The organism is Oerskovia rustica, assembly GCF_014836555.1.
Taxonomy (GTDB): Bacteria; Actinomycetota; Actinomycetes; order Actinomycetales; family Cellulomonadaceae; genus Oerskovia; species Oerskovia rustica.
The window spans coordinates 1-17,014 of the sequence record NZ_JACSQQ010000032.1; the positions used below are offsets into that span (position 1 = coordinate 1).

The following is a 17,014-nucleotide window of genomic DNA, read 5'->3' on the forward strand; positions in this document are numbered from 1 at the left end:
GGGGGCCCACCGGGCCTCCCCCGGGCCCGCCCGCACGGGGGCGGCCCCCGCCACGAGGGCGGGACCGGCACACTGGCACGTGGCGTCGCCTGGGCGCGGGCGCTGGGCCGCGCGCCGGGGAGAACGCACGACGGCGTCCGGGCCTCAGGCCAGGATCGTCGGCTTCATCTCCTCGATGCGGGCCAGCAGGCCGTTGACGAAGCTGGGCGAGTCGTCCGTGGACAGCTCGCGGGCCAGGTCGACGGCCTCGTCGATCGCGACGGCGTCGGGGACGTCGTCGTTGTAGAGGATCTCCCAGCTGCCGATGCGCAGGAGCGCGCGGTCGACCGCGGGCATGCGGTCGAGCGTCCACCCGTGCGAGTAGGTCTCGAGCAGCTCGTCGATCCGCTCGCGGTGCGCCAGGACGCCCTCGACGAGGTCCACGCTGTACTGCGGCAGGGGCGTCTGGGTGCCCGAGTCGACCACCCGGTCGGCGAGGAGGGTCTGCGGGTCCAGCTGGCGCTGCTCGGCCTCGAAGAGGACGTCGAGCGCGCGCTTGCGTGCCTTGGTTCGTGCACCCACGTCAGTCGTTCACGCGCCCCAGGTAGGAGCCGTCGCGGGTGTCGACCTTGACCTTGGTGCCCTGCTCGAGGAAGAGCGGGACCTGGATCTGAGCGCCGGTCTCGAGGGTCGCGGGCTTGGTGCCACCGGTCGAGCGGTCGCCCTGCAGGCCCGGCTCGGTGTAGGTGATCTCCAGGACGACCGACGGGGGGAGCTCGATGTAGAGCGGGACGCCCTCGTTGGTCGCGACGAGCGCGTTCTGGCTCTCGAGCATGTAGTTGGCGGCGTCGCCGACGGTCGCGGCCGGGACCGTGATCTGGTCGTACGTCGAGGTGTCCATGAAGACGAAGTCGTCGCCGTCCTTGTACAGGTACTGCATGTCGCGCTTGTCGACGTTCGCGGTCTCGATCTTGAGGCCGGCGTTGAAGGTCTTGTCGACGGTCTTGCCGGACAGGACGTTCTTCATCTTGGTGCGAACGAAGGCGCCACCCTTGCCGGGCTTGACGTGCTGGAACTCGATGATGGTCCACAGCTGGCCGTCGAGCTTGAGCACGGTGCCGTTCTTGATGTCGTTGGTCGTCGCCACGTTCGGTCTTCCTGTCGCGTTGTCATGGTGCTGCCGTCGGGGTGCCTCACCGCGTGATCCGCGTGCGAGCCACTGATGCGCACACGTTCGGGTGCGCGCCCTGGCGGTAGCCGACCTTCCCTGGCGGGCTCCCCGGGGCTTCGCTGGGCGCACGTCGGCGCTGCGAGTTCTCAGGGGCCGCGAAAGGCCCGGTCCAGTCTACCGGAGGACTCCAAGGATCGCTGCGCCCAGCAGTCCGGTGGCCGCGGCCCAGATCGACGAGGCGAGCGTACCGATCAGGAAGCGCTCTGCGCCGACCGGGTGCTCGCGCAGCTCGGGGTAGCGCCCGAGGCCCTTGATGGCGACCACGACGGCGATCCCGGCGGGGTACCCGGCGAGCAGGCAGCCTGTGATCGCGAGGCGCTCGAGGATCCCGATCCAGGTCCCGCCACGCAGCGTCTGGACGGCTTCGGTGCCCACGGGCCCGCCAGGGTCCGACGGCGTCGCGCCGGTCGCCGGGTCGGGTGCCGAGGGCACGGGGGCCGGGACGGGCGGCCCTGCCGGGGGCGGCGGCACGGGAGCACTCGCCGCCGTGCGCGGGCCTGCGGCCGGGACGACGCGGCCGGGAGGCGGGGGGACAGGCCCGGGGTCGCGGGCGGGTGGGACCTCTCCCTCCGCCTCGGACCGGCGGGCGGCGGCGCGCAGGACCCACGGCGTCACGAGCATGCCGCCCAGCACGCTCAGCACGAGCGTCGCCAGCACGACCCCTGCGACGGCCAACCCTGTGGTGAAGCTCATGCGTCTGCCTCCTGGAGGAGCCTCGTCACGACCGGCCGGACGGCCGCTTCCTCGGACCACAGGCTCGCGCGCAGCCGTTGGCTCACGGCCTGCTCGCTGATCCCGAGGTCTCGGGCCACATCCTTCTGGGTGCCACCCACGCGCGCCAGCGCGTCCACGACCTCCCACCCCGCCGGGGTGCGGCGGGCGCCCACGGCGAGCAGGAGCCGCAGGAGCGCCTCGACCTCCCCCGCCGCTGCCGGATCCGGCCCCTCGACCGCCAGCGGGACGTGGGTGCCGCGGGTCTTGGCCCGCTCGACCGCGGCCCGGGCGTGCACGAACGCCGCCCCGGACGCCTCGCGCGAGGCCGCGGGCAGGCGCCCGTCCGGACCGGGCAGCACGTCGCCGAGGCCGAGGCCCGTGCTCCACCCTCCCCACCTGCCCAGGGCGAGGACGATCTCCACGACGAGCGCGGCGTCGTCGAGCACGGCCTGGACCTCGTCGCCGACGGTGCGGTCGAAGCCGATGACGACGCCGTCCCGCGCGTCGAAGGGCGCGAGCGCGGCCAGCACCTCCGGCACGAGGTCTCCTCGGCGGGTGCTGGCCCTCTGGTCCACGGTCAGGACGAACATCCCTCCACGGTAGACGCTTGATCTCGACCTCACAAGGTCTGAGGCTTGATTCTGAGACATCAAGCCCACAGGCTTGGGAAAGACGAATCTAGGCCGACAGCCTCGACACGATCGCGAGCACCGCCAGGCGGTACGAGTCGAACCCGAACCCGGCCACCGTCCCCGTCGCCACCCCACCGATGACCGAGTTGTGCCGGAACTCCTCGCGCGCGGCCGGATTGCTCAGGTGCACCTCGACCAGCAGCAGGCCCGCCTTGGTCACCTGCGCCGCTGCGTCGCGCAGCGCGTACGAGTAGTGCGTGAACGCCGCCGGGTTGAGCACCACGTGCGCGCCGTCGTCGACCGCGCCGTGCAGCCACCCGACCAGCTCCGACTCGTCGTCCGTCTGACGCACCTGCACCTCCAGGCCGTTCTCCGCCCCCCACCGCTCCCCCGCCGCGACCAGGTCGGCGTACGACGCCGCCCCGTAGACGTCGGGCTCGCGGACGCCCAGGCGACCGAGGTTGGGACCGTTGAGGATGAGGACACGAGTCATGCGCAGAGCCTAGCGGGGCCCGGGGCGCCCCCGCGGTGAGCGTCCGCGCGCAAGAACCCGCCGAGTGTGCAGCTCGGGCTGTCGACCGCCGGCCGCGACAGCCCGAACTGCACACTCGGCGAACAGACGTCGCCCCGGCATGGCGACCGAGGCCGCAGCGCCGACGTTCCGCAGCGCGACCGTCGCCACGTGTTCACCGTGACGCCCGCCGGACGGTCTACGATGCGCGCGTGCCAGATCACACGAACGTGACCCCCGCCACACCCGACGGCGACGCCCCCAGCGCCCCCCACACGCGCGGCGACGCCCCCACGCCGCCCCCCGCCGTCGGAAGGCGCCAGGTCCTCGCCTGGTCCCTGTGGGACTGGGGGTCGGCCGCGTTCAACGCCGTCGTCACGACCTTCGTCTTCACGCGCTGGATCACGAGCGACGCGTTCGTCGAGGCCGGCGCGGCCGACCCCCAGGCCGTCATGGCCGACCACACCGCGTGGCTCGGCTGGGGGCTCACCATCGCCGGAGCCCTCATCGCCCTGCTCGCGCCCGCGCTCGGGGCGCTCGCGGACGCCTCGGGTCGGCGCAAGGTCTGGCTCGGGGTCAACACCGCGGCGACCGTCGCGGCCATGGTCGCGATGTTCTTCGTGCAGCCGACCCCCGGGTCGCTGTCCGACGCCGTGATCCTGGGCGTCGTGCTGCTCTCGGCGGGCAACGTCTTCTTCGAGCTGGCATCGGTCGCGTACAACGCGCTGCTGCTCGACATCTCCACGCCGCGCACGATCGGGCGGATCAGCGGCATCGGGTGGGGCGCCGGGTACGTCGGCGGGATCGTGCTGCTGCTCGTGCTGTTCGTCGGCTTCATCAACCCCGAGGTCGGCTGGTTCGGGATCACGGGCGCCGACGGCATGGACATCCGGGTCAGCGTCCTGCTGTCCGCCGTGTGGTTCGCGGTGTTCGCGATCCCCGTGCTCCTCGCGGTCCCCGAGTCGCCGCGCCGCGGGGGGTCGGCCCCGATCGGTGTCGTGGGCGCCTACCGCAAGCTCGGCCGCGACCTGGTGCACCTGTGGCGCACACGTCGCTCAACGCTCGGCTACCTCGTCGCGAGCGCCGTCTACCGCGACGGCCTGGCGGGCGTCTTCACGTTCGGCGCCGTGATCGCTTCGGGCACGTTCGGCTTCAGCGCGAGCGAGGTCATCGTGTTCGCGATCGCGGCGAACGTCGTCGCGGGGCTGTCCACGATCGCGGCCGGGTGGCTCGACGACAGGATCGGCCCGCGCCGGGTCATCCTCGGCTCGCTCGTGGGCCTCGTGATCTCCGGTACCGCGGTCTTCGTCCAGCACGACGGCGGCGCGAGCGTCTTCTGGCTGTGGGGCCTGCTGCTGTGCGCGTTCGTCGGCCCGGCACAGTCCGCGAGCCGCGGGCTCCTCGGACGGATCAGCGACGAGGGCCGCGAGGCCGAGGCGTTCGGCCTGTACGCGACCACGGGACGCGCGGCGAGCTTCCTGGCCCCCATGGCGTTCGCGACCATGGTCGCCGTGTCCGGCCAGCAGTACTGGGGCATCCTGGGGATCGTCGCCGTGATCCTCGTGGGCCTCGTGCTCATGCTTTTCGTGCGCTTCCCCGCCGGGGACGGCGTGGACGGCGGCAAGGACCTCGCGGCAGCGCCCGCGGGGGCGGCAGGGTCGAGCACGGAGGTCTGAGGATGGCGGAGCCGGTCATGGCGGGCACGGCGGGCACGGCGGGCAGGGCCTGCACAGCAGGCGTGCCAGGCACGGGGCTGCCCTGGGAGCCCGACCGGCTGCTCGCCGGGTTCGAGGCCGCGACCCTGCCCACGGGCGGTCCCCCGCCCGCTGCGCGAAACGGCCTCCTCTCGCTCGTCCCTCCCCTGCCCCGCCGGGCCGCGAGCGCCGGCACGGACCGTGACGCGAACCCCGGAGCCGCGGCGGTCCCTGAGCCCGTCCCCGCGCCCGTCACGACGCTCGTGCGGCGCGCGCCGGGCACGGGCGAGGGGGTCGTCTCGGACGGTGACCTGCGCGGGGTCTTCCTGCACGTGCACGGGTACAACGACTACTTCTTCCAGGAGCACCTGGCGAGGGCGGTCGAGGATGCGGGCTACGCGTTCTTCGCAGTGGACCTGCGCGGCGCGGGTCGGTCGTGGCGCCCGGGGCAGGTGCCGCACTTCGTGGAGGACCTGCGGGAGCCGGCGACGGACCTGTCGGTAGCGGTCGCTGCCGTCCGGGGGCTGCACCCGGGTCTGCCGGTCGTGGTGCACGCGCACTCGACGAGCGGCCTCGTGGCGTCGTTGTGGGCGCACGCCCACCGTCGCCGGCGGCTGGTCGAGGCGCTCGTGCTGGACTCGCCGTTCCTCGACCTCAACTCGAGCTGGTTGAACCGGACGATCGCCACCCGGGTGCTCGACGCCGTCGGGCCGTGGTCTCCGCTCGCGGTGCTGAGCGCTGCGCCGTCGGCGTACGCGGCGCACCTGCTGGCCGCGAACGGGGGCCGGTGGGAGTTCGACCCGACGCTCAAGCGTCCCGAGGGTCTGCCGGTGCGGGCGGGGTGGTTGCGTGCGGTGCGGCAGGGGCAGGCGCGCCTCGCGCGCGGGCTCGACGTCGCGTGCCCGGTGCTGGTCGCTCGCTCGGCGGCCTCGGGGCCGGACGACCTGGACAACCCGCTGCTCGATGCGCAGGACACGGTCCTGGACGTCGCCCAGGTCGAGCGGCTCGCACCGCGCATCGGTGCCGACGTGACGGTCCGGGCGATCGAGGGCGGGGTGCACGACCTGACGCTGTCGGCGGACGGCCCGCGACGCGCCTACCTGGACGCAGTGCTGGGCTGGCTCGGCGACCGGGTCCGGCAGGACCAGGGGCAGGGCGACGGACGCGCCGCAGGAGCCGTCCGGTGAGCGGTCCCGGGGCTCGCGGCGGACGTCCCGACGCCTGGCACCATCCCTACCTCGACTCCGCCACGGGGTTCGTCGCGCTCGCGCACCGCGGCTTCTCCCGGGTCGGGCTCGAGAACTCGCTCGCGGCGTTCGCCGCGGCCCGGGACCTGGGCTTCCGGTACGTCGAGACCGACGCGCACGCGACGTCCGACGGCGTCGCGGTCGCCCTGCACGACGCGAGCCTTGACCGCACGACCGACGGCACGGGCCTGGTCGCGGACCTGCCCTGGGAGAGCGTGCGGCGGGCGCGGATCGGCGGTGTCGAGCCCGTGCCGCTCCTGGAGGACGTCCTGGGGACCTGGCCGGACCTGCGCGTGAACGTCGACGTCAAGGCGGACTCCGCCGTCGGGCCCGTCGCGGCGGCGGTCGAGCGCACCCGCGCGCACGAGCGGGTGTGCGTGACGTCCTTCTCCCCCGCGCGGCGACGTCGGACGGTCGCTCTCCTGACCCGGCCGGTGGCGACCTCGACCGGGACGAGCGAGGTCGCGACGTTCCTGCTCGCCGCCCGGGCGGGGGCTCCCCGGGGACCGTTCGGGGCCCTGGCCTCGTGGGCACTGCGGGGCGCGGACTGCCTGCAGGTCCCCGTCGCGCAGGGGCGCGTGCGGGTCGTGGACGCCCGGACCGTGGCCGCCGCGCACGCCGCGGGGCGCCAGGTGCACGTGTGGACCGTCAACGACCCGGTCGAGATGGTGCGCCTGCTGGACCTGGGCGTCGACGGCATCGTGACCGACCGGGCGGACCTGCTGCGCGACGTGCTGGCCGTGCGGGGTCGCTGGGGCTGACGGCCCCACGCCCCGCCCGGGACGCGAAACGGCCCGCCTCCTCGGGGAGGCGGGCCGTTCCGCGTCGTGCAGGCTGCCGACGGCGCCGCGTCAGAGGGCGATCGGGCCACCCCTGGGGGCGTCGATCGAGATCTCGGCGTACGCCGCGGCGAGCAGCGCCGGGTCCGGGCCCTCGAGGCGCCCGGGCTTGGCCAGACCGTCGAGCACGACGAAGCGCAGCATGTCGCCGCGCGACTTCTTGTCGCGGCGCATCGCGGACAGGAGCTGCTCCCAGCGGTCGCCGCGGTAGGTCAGCGGCAGGCCGAGGCTGCCGAGGATCGCACGGTGGCGGTCCACGGTCTCGTCGTCGAGGCGACCCGCGAGACGCGCGAGCTCGGCCGCGAAGACCATCCCGACCGACACCGCCGCGCCGTGGCGCCACGCGTAGCGCTCGGTGAGCTCGACCGCGTGCCCCAGGGTGTGCCCGTAGTTGAGGATCTCGCGCAGGCCGGCCTCCTTGAGGTCCTCGCCCACGACGCGCGCCTTGACCGCGACGGAACGCTCGATGAGCTCGACGACCACGGCCCACGTCGAGGCGGGCACCTCGGCCCCGCCCCACGCCTTGAGCTCGTCGACGTTCTCCTCGACGAGCTCGAGGATGCGCGGGTCGGCGATGAAGCCGGTCTTGACGATCTCCGCGAGCCCGGCGACGAAGTCGAACTTGGGCAGCGACTCGAGGGCCGCGACGTCGCACAGGACACCTGCGGGCGGGTGGAAAGCGCCCACGAGGTTCTTGCCCTCGGCCGTGTTGATGCCCGTCTTGCCGCCCACGGCAGCATCTACCATGGCGAGCAGCGTCGTCGGGACGTGCACGACCTTGATGCCGCGCAGCCACGTCGCAGCGACGAAGCCCGCGAGGTCGGTCGTGGCGCCGCCGCCGACCGAGACGATCGCGTCGCTGCGCGTGAAGTCGGCCTGACCGAGCACCTGCCACAGGAACGCCGCGACCTGCGCGGTCTTGGCCTCCTCGGCGTCCGGGACCTCGGCGATGTACGCCTCGTAGCCGACCGCGAGCAGGTCCTCGCGCACAGTGTCCGCGGACGTCGCGAGCGCGGACGGGTGGATCACGAGGACGCGGCGGACGTCCGGACCCAGCATCGAGGGCAGCTCGCCGAGCAGGTGGCGCCCGATGAGCACGTCGTAGGGCTGGGCGCCCTCGACCCGCACGCGGGCCGGGGTCGCCGGTGCGGCGGTGGTCGAGTCGTTGCCCGACGGCCCGTCGGTGCCGGTCGTCTGCTGGTCGTTCACTGCTCGCTCCTCGTCTGGTCGGCCGCGGCGTCCTGGGACGTGCCGCCGAGTGCTGCTTCGATCTCCCCGGCCACCTGGCGGGGGGTGCGCGCGTCCGTCACGACCCGCACCGTGGCGAGCCGCTCGTAGACGGGACGGCGCTGCTCCATGAGCGCCTGCCACCTGGCCCGGGGGTTGCCGAGCAGCAGGGGCCGTGCCTGGTTGAACCCGACCCGCGGGCCCGCGTGGGCCAGGGAGACGTCGAGGAAGACCACGGTCCCCCCTGCGGCCGAGTAGGCCTCGAGCGCGACCTGGGAGTGCTCGTCGAGGACGGCGCCGCCGCCCAGGGCGAGGACGCCCTCGTGGACCGCGAGCGCCTGGGTCACTGCCTCGCGCTCCAGGGCGCGGAAGTGCGGCTCGCCGTCCTCGAGGAAGACGTCGGCGACGGTCTTTCCCGCGAGGACCTCCACGTCGGTGTCGGTGTCGCGCGCCGCGAGGCCCAGGCGCTCCGACAGGACGTTCGCGACCGTGGACTTGCCGCTGCCGGGAGGGCCGATGAGGACGACGCGTGGGCCGCTGCTCGTGGTCATCTCAGCGCAGCAGCTCGGGGACCGACGCCAGGTAGCCCTCGACGTTGCGGCGGACCTCGGAGACCGAGTCCCCGCCGAACTTCTCCAGGACGGCCTCGGCGAGGACGAGCGCGACCATCGCCTCGGCGACGACGGCCGCGGGCGGCACGGCGCACACGTCCGAGCGCTGGTGCTGGGCCTTGGCGGGCTCGCCCGTCGCGACGTCGACCGTCGCGAGTGCTCGCGGCACCGTGGAGATGGGCTTCATGGCCGCGCGCACGCGCAGCACCTCGCCGTTGGACATGCCGCCCTCGACGCCGCCGGCGCGGTTGCTGAGGCGGTGCAGGTGCCCGTCCTCGCCGCGCACGATCTCGTCGTGGGCCTGCGAGCCGCGGCGGCGCGCCGTGCGGAAGCCGTCGCCGACCTCGACGCCCTTGATGGCCTGGATGCCCATGAGGACGGCCGCGAGGCGTGCGTCGAGCCGGCGGTCGGACTGCACGTAGGTGCCCAGCCCGGACGGGACGCCGTACGCCAGGACCTCGACCACGCCGCCCAGGGTGTCGCCGTCCTTGTGGCACTCGTCGATCTCGGCGACCATCGCCGCGGAACTCACGGGGTCGAAGCAGCGCACCGGGTCGGCGTCGAGGCGCACGACGTCGTCGGGCTGCGGGAGGGCCGCGTCCTCGGGGACGTCGACCGTGCCGATGCCCACGACGTGCGAGACGAGGCGGATCCCGACGGCCTGCTCGAGGAACTTGGCGGCGGCCACCCCGAGCGCGACACGGGTCGCGGTCTCGCGGGCCGAGGCGCGCTCCAGGACCGGACGGGCGTCGTCGAACGCGTACTTGCGCATGCCGATCAGGTCCGCGTGCCCGGGACGCGGGCGCGTCAGGGGACGGTTGCGGGCGATCTCCCGCACGTCACCCGTCCCGGCGTCGACCTGCAGCGCCTCGGCGGGCACGGGGTCCGCGCTCATGACGTCGACCCACTTGGGCCACTCGGTGTTGGCGATCTCGATCGCGAGCGGGCCGCCCTGCGTCAGGCCCAGACGCAGCCCCGCGAGGATGCGGACCTCGTCCTGCTCGAACTTCATGCGCGCACCACGCCCGTACCCGAGGCGGCGGCGCGCGAGCGCGTCCTGCACGTCCTTCGTCACGAGCTCGACCCCTGCGGGCAGCCCTTCCAGGATGCCGACCAGCGCCGGACCGTGCGACTCACCCGATGTCAACCAACGAAGCATGAGCAGAATCCTCCCACGTCACGCGGCGCGCCCCCGAACCCGCCCGCACTGCGGACCGGCGCCCCGGTCGCGTCCCGCCTGCCACGTCGGGCGGCGTGAGCGAGGCGGCGGGCCTGTGGACGACGCCTGCCCCGGCGCGGTCCGCTGCGCTAGGTTCGCCGGGTGACGAACGCAGGGGGCGGGGGTCCGGGGGTCGTGCCGGGGCAGGACGGTGCCGTCGAGACGAGCCCGGTCGTCGGTGCGCCAGACCCGCCGGACCTGACGACCGCGCGTCGCCCCGTCCGGACCTGGCGCCGGGCCGCGGCCGAGGTGCGCCCGCACCGTCGCGCGGTCCTGGTGGTGACGGCGGTGGCCGTGCCCGCCACGGTCGTGGGGGCGTGGGGCGTGGGTCACCCCGTGGTGGTGCTTCCTGTGGCCGGGTACCTCGCGCTCGTCGGGTCGGCGCTCGCCGTGATCGACGCCCGCACGCACCGTCTCCCGGACGCCCTGGTGCTGCCGTCCTACCCGGTCCTGGCGGTGCTGCTGGGCCTGGCGAGCGTCCTCGTGCCCGACGGCGGCGCGCTCGTCCGCGCCCTGGCCGGCGGTCTGGGGCTCTACGGCGCGTACTTCCTCCTGGCCCTCGCCCCGTCGGGGCTGGGCTTCGGCGACGTGAAGCTCGCCGGGCTGATCGGCGCGGTGCTCGCGTGATGCGGGTGGGCCGAGCTCGCCGTGGGGGCGAGCGCGGCCTTCTTCCTCGGCGGTATCTGGGCTGTCGTCCTGCTCTCCACGAGGCGGGCAGGACGACGTTCGGCGATCCCGTTCGGCCCGTTCATGCTCGCGGGCGCGCTGCTCGGCCTGATCGGCGGTCGCTCGGTGCTCGGCGAGGCGCTGCTGCTGGGCTGAGCGCACGCAGCGCCGGCCGCGGCCCCCGTCTCAGGTCCTGGCGGTGCTCGGCGCGAGGGCCGCCTCGAGGGCCTCGGCCATCGCCGTGAGCGGCGCGACCTGCCCCGTCATGAGCCGCACCTGCTCGGCGGCCTGGTGCAGGAGCATGCGCTCGCCGCCCACCACGGTGGCGCCCGCCTGCGCCCAGGCGCGGGAGAGCGCCGTCGGGCGGGGGTCGTAGACCACGTCGAGCAACACGCCCCGAGGAGCCGGGGCCCCGGCGGCAGTCCGTGCCGCGAGCGCGTCGGCGACCGGGTCCGCCGCCCCGGAGGGCAGCGTCGAGACGACGACGTCCACCTGCGCGACGAGCGGTGACGCCGGGTCGAGCACCGCGAACCGCGGGGCGACCCCCATGCGGTGCGCGGCACGCTGAAGGCCGCCCGTGCGCCCGAGCGAGCGCACCAGGACGGTCGGGGTGGTGCAGCCGAGCTCGGCGAGCGCGGCCAGGGTCGAGGCCGCGGTCGCGCCCGCCCCGAGCACCACGGCCGAGCCGACCGGACGGTCACCCAGCCCCTCCCGCAACGCGGCCACCAGGCCGTGCACGTCGGTGTTGGCGCCCACGAGCGTGCGCGCCGAGCCCGTGGGCTGGAACAGGACCGTGTTCACGGCGCCCACGACGCCCGCGAGCGGCTCGACGTGGTCGAGGAGGGGCAGGACGACCTGCTTGAGCGGCATGGTCAGGCTCAGCCCGGCCCAGCTCTCGTCCAGGCCCTCGACGAAGCCTGCCACCTGCTCCTCGGTGACATCGATGGCGGTGTACTCCCACCCGTCCAGACCCAGCGCGCGGTACGCGGCCGAGTGGAGGACGGGTGAGAGCGAGTGGGCGACGGGGTGGCCCAGGACGGCGGCGCGACGCACGGCGCCGACCGTCACGGGTTCTCCCTCTGCCACGCACGCAGTTCGTCGACGTACTTCTGGTGCTCCGCCAGGGTGGAGGAGAACTTGGTCTCACCCGTGTCGAGGTTCACGGCGACCCAGAAGATCCAATCACCGGGCTCCGGGTTCAGTACGGCCTCGATCGACTTCATCCCGGGCGACGCGATCGGCCCGGGCGGCAGCCCCTTGTGCTTGTACAAGTTATAGAGGTTGTCCGTGTTCGCCTTGTCGGCGATGGTGATCTCGGTGCCCGGCTTGCCCAGGCCGAACGCGACGGCCGCGTCGATGTCAAGTGTCATCTCCCGCGACAGGCGGTTCTCGATCGCCTGTGCCATCTTGGGCCGGTCCTCCTCGGCCTTCGCCTCCCGCTCGATGAGCGAGGCCTTGATCAGGACCGTCTCACGGTCCGCCGCCTGGATGCCGAGAGAGTCGAGGTTCGCGACGGTCGTCGCGATCATGTTGGCCACGATGGTCGCCGCCGTGTCGTCCGGCTCGAGGACGTACGTGCTCGGGAAGAACCACCCTTCGAAGTTGCCGCCCGCCTCGGCCGGCAGGCCGACCGCAGCCGGGTCCGCCATCGCGGCCTGGAACTCCTCTTGAGGTTTGCCCGTCACCGAGACAGCGCGCTCGATGATCTGCGCAGCCGTGAACCCCTCGGGGACCGTCAGCTTCATCTCGTTCTTGCTCGTCTTGGACAGCAGTAGCGTGACCGCGGCAGACGCCTTCATCTCGGTGAGCATCGTGTAGTTGCCCGGCTGGATCTTGCCGGCGTCCGGGTTCGCCTTGAAGGCCTTGACGAACGCGCCGGCCGACTTCACGACGCCCGCTTCGACGAGCGTCTCGCCGATGTCCGCGCCCGTCGACTGCGGCTCGATCGTCACGTCGACGGGGTCGACCCCCTGCCCCTCGTAGTCCGAGACGCTGAAGGGGTTCTCGAAGCCCAGCAGGCTCGAGGCGTTGTTGACCAGGTAGTACCCGGCCCCGCCCACGAGGACCAGCGCGAGCACCACGATCAGGGTACGGCGACGCCGTCGCTGCGCGCGCTTCTTCGCGGCGCGACGGTCTCGGCTCCCCGAACGGGTCGCCCGCGACGGTGGTTGTTGCTGCACCGGTGGGCGGTCGAATAGGTCGGTCACGGGAGGCTGCCTCCTGACGAGTGTGCGCGCGGCGGTCCTTGCCACGACGCAACGATCAACGTTCTACGTACTCTCCGGCGCGCGCCCCCGCGCTCCGCTCGCGGTCCAGAGCGGTCTGGAGGATGATAACTGCCGCCGCCTGGTCGACGACAGAGCGCTGCTTGCGCCCGGCGCGCCCCGACGCCCGCAGCGCCTGGTGGGCGCTCACGGTCGTCATACGTTCGTCGACGAGGTGCACCGGGACCGGCGCGACGGCACGTGCCACCAGTCCAGCGTACGCACGTGCGGCCGCGGTAGCGGCACCTTCCGCGCCGGAAAGGTGTCGAGGAAGCCCGATGTACACCACACGTGCACCCCGTTCCTCCACTTCCGTCGCGATCCGCGCGACGTCGCTCGGGAAGGTGACCACCGCGTCGTCGGGAGCCGAGGGCTGTGTCTTCATGTCCCGGGGAAGGGTCTCGACGGGGGTCGCGATGAGGCCGTCGGGGTCGCTCGCGGCGAGCCCCACACGCACGCTGCCCACGTCGACGCCCAGGCGGGCCCCCCTCGGGAGAGGGGCGCCCGCCTGGTGGTCGACCGTCATCGGGTGCGCGCTCAGAGCGCCGAGGCGACGTCGTCGCGGATGCCCGCGAGAGCCGCCGGGAGGGCGGACACGTCCGTGCCGCCACCCTGGGCCATGTCGTCCTTGCCGCCACCGCCGCCGCCGAGCACGCCCGACGCCTTCTTCGCGAGCGCGCCCGCACGCAGGCCGGCCTCACGGGCCGGTGCGTTCGTCACGATGACGACCTGCGGACGGTCCTTGCTCACGCCACCGACGGCGACGACGCTCGGCGCCGAGTCCGCGAGACGGCCGCGCACGTCGAGCGCGAGGGCGCGCAGGTCGTCCGCGGAGGCGACCTCACCGGCGTCGTGCACGACGACGCGCACCGTACCGACGGTCTCCGCGCCCGCTGCGAGGTTCGCGGCGGCCGCGAGGAGCTGGGCCTGGCGCAGCGCCGCGAGCTCCTTCTCGGCGTCCCGCAGACGCGAGACCAGCGAGCCGACCCGGTCCGGGAGCTCCTCGGTACGCACGTTCAGCAGGCCCGTGAGCTGTCCCACGAGCGCGTGCTCCTTGGCCTGGAAGCCGTAGGCCCCGTCGCCGACGAGCGCGTCGACACGGCGCACGCCCGAGCCGATCGAGGACTCGCCGAGCAGCGTGACCAGACCGAGCTGACCGGACTGCTTGACGTGCGTGCCCGCGCACAGCTCGCGCGACCAGTCGCCGCCGATCGAGACCACGCGCACCTGGTCGCCGTACTTCTCGCCGAACAGCGCCATGGCGCCCAGCGCCCGGGCCTCCGCGATGGGCATGACCTTGTCCGTGACCTCGAGGTTCTCGGCGAGCTGGGTGTTGACCCGCTCCTCGACCTCGGACAGCACCCCTGCGGGGACCGCGCTCGAGGCGCGGAAGTCGAAGCGGATACGGCTCGGGGCGTTCTCCGAGCCGGCCTGCGTCGCCTCCTTGCCCAGGGCCTCCTGGATGGACTTGTGGATCATGTGCGTCGCGGTGTGGGCGCGGCTGATCGCCTTGCGGCGCGCCGTGTCGATCTGCGCGGTGCCCGGGTCGCCCAGCGCCACGACGCCCTCGACGAGGCGTCCACGGTGGACCGAGAAGCCCTTGATGGGGCGCTGCACGTCGTCGACCTCGATGGTCGCGCCGCCGTCGAGCACGATCGTGCCGTGGTCGGCGAGCTGGCCACCGGCCTCGGCGTAGAACGGCGTGCGGTCGAGGACGACCTCGACGTCGGCCGGGGCCGTCGCGGCCGGGGAGGGCACGCCGTCGACCAGGAGGCCCACGACGTTGACCGAGGCCGTGGCGTCCGTGTAGCCCAGGAACTCGACCGGACGGGCGAGCTCGCCCTGCAGCGCCTCGTAGGCCGCGGTGTCCACCCCGCCCGTGCGCTTGGCGAGCGCGTCGGCGCGCGCACGGGTGCGCTGCTCCTGCATGAGGGCGCGGAACGCCTTCTCGTCGACCTGGACGCCCTGCTCGGCGGCCATCTCGAGGGTCAGGTCGATCGGGAAGCCGTACGTGTCGTGCAGGGCGAAGGCCTGGTCGCCGGGCAGCACGGGTGTGCCGCCCGAGCCCGCGTTCGTCTTGGCGGCCGCGACCGCAGTGTCCAGGATCGTGGTGCCCGAGGTCAGGGTGCGGCGGAACGCCTCCTCCTCGGCGTAGGCGATCTGCGAGATGCGCTCGAAGTCGGCACCGACCTCCGGGTAGGAGGCCTGCATGGCGTCACGCGAGACGGGGAAGAGCTGCGGCAGCGCGGGGTCCTCGACGCCCAGCAGGCGCATCGCGCGCACCGAGCGGCGCAGCAGACGGCGCAGCACGTAGCCGCGGCCCTCGTTCGAGGGGCGCACGCCGTCGCTGATGATCATCAGGGCCGAGCGCACGTGGTCGGCGACCACGCGCATGCGCACGTCGTCGTCGACGTCGGCGCCGTAGCGCTTGCCCGAGAGCTCCTGGGCCGCGGCGATGACGGGGAAGACCTCGTCGATCTCGTACATGTTGTCGACGCCCTGCAGGACGAACGCGACGCGCTCGAGACCCATGCCGGTGTCGATGTTCTTCTTCGTGAGCTCGCCCAGGATGGGGAAGGACTCCTTGGTCCCGCCGTCACCGCGCTCGTACTGCATGAAGACGAGGTTCCAGATCTCCAGGAACCGGTCGCCCGCGAGGTCGATCGCGGGTCCACCGTCGGGGCCGTAGGCCGGGCCGCGGTCGTAGAAGATCTCCGAGCAGGGACCGGCAGGCCCGCGGGCGCCCGTGGACCAGTAGTTCGGTCCCATGCCGAGGCCTTGGATGCGCTCGTCCGGCAGCCCCGCGATCTTCTTCCAGAGCTGGCGCGCCTCGTCGTCCTCGTGGAAGACGGTGACCCAGATCTTGTCCTCGGGGATGCCGTACCCGCCGTCGTCCTGCGACCGCGTGATGAGGTCCCAGGCGTAGGTGATCGCACCTTCCTTGAAGTAGTCCCCGAACGAGAAGTTGCCGTTCATCTGGAAGAACGTGCCGTGGCGCGTGGTCTTGCCCACGTCGTCGATGTCGAGGGTGCGCACGCACTTCTGCACGCTCGTCGCGCGGGCCCACGGCGCCGTCTGCTCGCCCGTCATGTACGGGATGAACGGCACCATGCCCGCGATGGTGAACAACGTCGAGGGGTCCGGCGAGATGAGCGACGCCGAGGGCACGACGGTGTGGTCCTGGGCGGCGAAGTAGTCGAGCCAACGCTTGCGGATCTCGGCGGTACGCATGATGTCCTTCGGAAGTCGGAGACGGAACGGCCCGGGCGCGCCGCTGGAGGCGGGCGGCACCGGCTAGAACAAGTATGTTCCCGGCGTGCTTCCCTCCTGTGCGCGCGACGCACGCCGCGCGGGCGGAAGCAGGCCTGGTGGGTGGATCAGTAGAACGAGTACCCGAGCAGGTCCTCGTCGTCGTCGACGCCGGGTTCCCCCGCGCGCTCGCGGCGCGCCGCACGGGCCGCGCGCACGTCGTCGGGGTCCGGCTGGCCCTCGGCGAGCAGGGATGCGAGCAGCTCGGCCTCGCGCGCGTCACGCGCGGTGCGGAACTCCTCCCGGAAGACGGACACGAAGCTCGTGGCCTTCTCCCCGATCGAGTTGACCTGGTCGGTGGCCTGGTCGACGAGCGAGGCGGGGGCGTAGCGCGCGATCACCTGTCGCCCCTTGACGACGACGACCACGGTGATGGCGACGCCGACGCCGACCCAGAACACCCGACGCATCAGCGACCGGTCCGAGGTCCGGACGAGCGGCCCGAGGCCCGCGCGAACGCCTGGCGCACGCCGTACGTGAACGCCGCGACCTTCACGAGCGGCGCCCCGAAGGTCGCCGCGTACAGGCCCGTGAGGGCCGAGACGTTCTCGCTGACCTGCGCCGCGGACGTCGTGATCGTGTCGACCTTGACCAGCTGGCTGTTCGTCGTGGCCACGGTCGTGGCGGCCTCGTCGAGGATCGGCACCGAGTGGTCCGTGACCTCCTTGATGCTCACGCGGGCCTCGTCGAGCACCCGGCCGAGCTTGACCAGAGGAACCGCGAGGACCCCGACCAGCAGCACGAATGCGATGGCGGCGATCAGCCCGGCCACATCTCCTACGGACATCTCCTGCTCCTCCTTCGACGGCGCGACGCGACGGACGGCACGCCTCGCGAAACCTTACCCGGATGCACGAACGCCGCCCACCCC

19 protein-coding genes are annotated in these 17,014 nt (G+C 73.1%); 5 read left to right on the plus strand and 14 right to left on the minus strand.

The annotated features are described in order from the left end of the window. Window positions 1-144 precede the first annotated feature (144 nt). The 5 genes from nusB to H9652_RS15730 form a co-directional block, all read right to left on the minus strand. Window positions 145-561: a transcription antitermination factor NusB gene (gene nusB, locus H9652_RS15710; protein WP_138824391.1), complete on the minus strand. Its 417-nt coding sequence runs from the start codon at window positions 559-561 to the stop codon at window positions 145-147. A 1-nt stretch (window position 562) separates the two neighbouring features. Then, a complete protein-coding gene (gene efp / locus H9652_RS15715; protein ID WP_138824390.1) occupies window positions 563-1,126 on the minus strand; it encodes an elongation factor P in 564 nt (187 codons plus the stop codon). A 198-nt stretch (window positions 1,127-1,324) separates the two neighbouring features. After that, entirely contained in the window at window positions 1,325-1,903 is a 579-nt protein-coding gene (locus H9652_RS15720; protein WP_191797151.1) for a hypothetical protein, read from the minus strand. Beyond that, window positions 1,900-2,514: a hypothetical protein gene (locus tag H9652_RS15725; RefSeq protein WP_191797153.1), complete on the minus strand. Its 615-nt coding sequence runs from the start codon at window positions 2,512-2,514 to the stop codon at window positions 1,900-1,902. Before H9652_RS15725 ends, H9652_RS15720 begins: the two co-directional genes overlap by 4 nt. Before the next feature lie 88 nt (window positions 2,515-2,602). Next, a complete protein-coding gene (locus tag H9652_RS15730; protein WP_191790453.1) occupies window positions 2,603-3,049 on the minus strand; it encodes a type II 3-dehydroquinate dehydratase in 447 nt (148 codons plus the stop codon). Window positions 3,050-3,279: 230 nt separating this feature from the next. On the opposite strand from H9652_RS15730, the gene H9652_RS15735 reads away from it, so the two are divergent. The 3 genes from H9652_RS15735 to H9652_RS15745 are packed head-to-tail and all read left to right on the plus strand — an operon-like array spanning window position 3,280 to window position 6,769. Further along, entirely contained in the window at window positions 3,280-4,743 is a 1,464-nt protein-coding gene (locus H9652_RS15735) for an MFS transporter (protein ID WP_318244207.1), read from the plus strand. A 2-nt stretch (window positions 4,744-4,745) separates the two neighbouring features. Next, entirely contained in the window at window positions 4,746-5,948 is a 1,203-nt protein-coding gene (locus H9652_RS15740) for an alpha/beta fold hydrolase (RefSeq protein ID WP_225228329.1), read from the plus strand. After that, the gene (locus H9652_RS15745; RefSeq protein ID WP_191797155.1) at window positions 5,945-6,769 is read left to right on the plus strand and encodes a glycerophosphodiester phosphodiesterase; all 825 of its coding nucleotides are present in this window, start codon (window positions 5,945-5,947) and stop codon (window positions 6,767-6,769) included. Before H9652_RS15740 ends, H9652_RS15745 begins: the two co-directional genes overlap by 4 nt. A 90-nt stretch (window positions 6,770-6,859) precedes the next feature. Here the strand turns inward: H9652_RS15745 and aroB are convergent, their stop codons facing one another. The 3 genes from aroB to aroC are packed head-to-tail and all read right to left on the minus strand — an operon-like array spanning window position 6,860 to window position 9,844. Continuing rightward, complete coding sequence (gene aroB, locus H9652_RS15750; RefSeq protein ID WP_404822047.1) at window positions 6,860-8,056, minus strand: 3-dehydroquinate synthase; 1,197 nt, start codon at window positions 8,054-8,056, stop codon at window positions 6,860-6,862. After that, on the minus strand, window positions 8,053-8,625 hold the full coding sequence (locus tag H9652_RS15755; RefSeq protein ID WP_191797157.1) for a shikimate kinase: 573 nt from the start codon (window positions 8,623-8,625) through the stop codon (window positions 8,053-8,055). The genes aroB and H9652_RS15755 overlap by 4 nt, the downstream gene beginning before the upstream one ends. A gap of 1 nt (window position 8,626) precedes the next feature. After that, window positions 8,627-9,844 carry a chorismate synthase gene (aroC, locus tag H9652_RS15760; protein ID WP_191797159.1) on the minus strand — a complete coding sequence of 406 codons (1,218 nt, stop codon included), beginning with the start codon at window positions 9,842-9,844 and terminating at the stop codon, window positions 8,627-8,629. A 162-nt stretch (window positions 9,845-10,006) separates the two neighbouring features. Between aroC and H9652_RS19915 the strand changes: the two genes are divergently transcribed. Together H9652_RS19915 and H9652_RS19920 are read left to right on the plus strand one after the other, a co-directional pair. After that, the gene (locus H9652_RS19915; RefSeq protein WP_318244208.1) at window positions 10,007-10,531 is read left to right on the plus strand and encodes an A24 family peptidase; all 525 of its coding nucleotides are present in this window, start codon (window positions 10,007-10,009) and stop codon (window positions 10,529-10,531) included. Between the two features lie 21 nt (window positions 10,532-10,552). Next, window positions 10,553-10,726 (plus strand): hypothetical protein, encoded by a 174-nt coding sequence (locus H9652_RS19920; RefSeq protein WP_225228330.1) that lies wholly within the window; start codon window positions 10,553-10,555, stop codon window positions 10,724-10,726. Window positions 10,727-10,756: 30 nt separating this feature from the next. On the opposite strand, the gene H9652_RS15770 is transcribed toward H9652_RS19920, so the two are convergent. From H9652_RS15770 to H9652_RS15795, 6 genes are all read right to left on the minus strand, one after another. Next, complete coding sequence (locus H9652_RS15770) at window positions 10,757-11,638, minus strand: shikimate dehydrogenase (RefSeq protein ID WP_191797206.1); 882 nt, start codon at window positions 11,636-11,638, stop codon at window positions 10,757-10,759. After that, entirely contained in the window at window positions 11,635-12,648 is a 1,014-nt protein-coding gene (gene mltG, locus H9652_RS15775; RefSeq protein ID WP_318244209.1) for an endolytic transglycosylase MltG, read from the minus strand. The genes H9652_RS15770 and mltG overlap by 4 nt, the downstream gene beginning before the upstream one ends. 184 nt (window positions 12,649-12,832) lie before the next feature. After that, window positions 12,833-13,360: a Holliday junction resolvase RuvX gene (ruvX, locus tag H9652_RS15780; protein WP_191797163.1), complete on the minus strand. Its 528-nt coding sequence runs from the start codon at window positions 13,358-13,360 to the stop codon at window positions 12,833-12,835. A gap of 11 nt (window positions 13,361-13,371) precedes the next feature. Then, window positions 13,372-16,065, minus strand: coding sequence for an alanine--tRNA ligase (gene alaS, locus H9652_RS15785; RefSeq protein WP_191797165.1), 2,694 nt, complete (start codon window positions 16,063-16,065; stop codon window positions 13,372-13,374). A 146-nt stretch (window positions 16,066-16,211) separates the two neighbouring features. Next, window positions 16,212-16,553, minus strand: a complete 342-nt coding sequence (locus H9652_RS15790; protein WP_191797167.1) for a hypothetical protein — start codon at window positions 16,551-16,553, stop codon at window positions 16,212-16,214. Continuing rightward, window positions 16,553-16,930, minus strand: a complete 378-nt coding sequence (locus H9652_RS15795) for a DUF948 domain-containing protein (RefSeq protein WP_030151396.1) — start codon at window positions 16,928-16,930, stop codon at window positions 16,553-16,555. Before H9652_RS15795 ends, H9652_RS15790 begins: the two co-directional genes overlap by 1 nt. Between the last annotated feature and the right edge of the window lie 84 nt (window positions 16,931-17,014).

Excerpts from the sequence above, each read along its gene's own strand:
- H9652_RS15740 (WP_225228329.1), top strand. The coding sequence starts at position 4,746 with ATGGCGGAGCCGGTCATGGCGGGCACGGCGGGCACGGCGGGCAGGGCC.
- H9652_RS15790 (WP_191797167.1), bottom strand. The coding sequence starts at position 16,553 with ATGCGTCGGGTGTTCTGGGTCGGCGTCGGCGTCGCCATCACCGTGGTC.
- ruvX (WP_191797163.1), bottom strand. The coding sequence starts at position 13,360 with ATGACGGTCGACCACCAGGCGGGCGCCCCTCTCCCGAGGGGGGCCCGC.
- alaS (WP_191797165.1), bottom strand. The coding sequence starts at position 16,065 with ATGCGTACCGCCGAGATCCGCAAGCGTTGGCTCGACTACTTCGCCGCC.
- H9652_RS15725 (WP_191797153.1), bottom strand. The coding sequence starts at position 2,514 with ATGTTCGTCCTGACCGTGGACCAGAGGGCCAGCACCCGCCGAGGAGAC.
- H9652_RS15795 (WP_030151396.1), bottom strand. The coding sequence starts at position 16,930 with ATGTCCGTAGGAGATGTGGCCGGGCTGATCGCCGCCATCGCATTCGTG.
- H9652_RS15755 (WP_191797157.1), bottom strand. The coding sequence starts at position 8,625 with ATGACCACGAGCAGCGGCCCACGCGTCGTCCTCATCGGCCCTCCCGGC.
- aroC (WP_191797159.1), bottom strand. The coding sequence starts at position 9,844 with ATGCTTCGTTGGTTGACATCGGGTGAGTCGCACGGTCCGGCGCTGGTC.
- H9652_RS15730 (WP_191790453.1), bottom strand. The coding sequence starts at position 3,049 with ATGACTCGTGTCCTCATCCTCAACGGTCCCAACCTCGGTCGCCTGGGC.
- H9652_RS15720 (WP_191797151.1), bottom strand. The coding sequence starts at position 1,903 with ATGAGCTTCACCACAGGGTTGGCCGTCGCAGGGGTCGTGCTGGCGACG.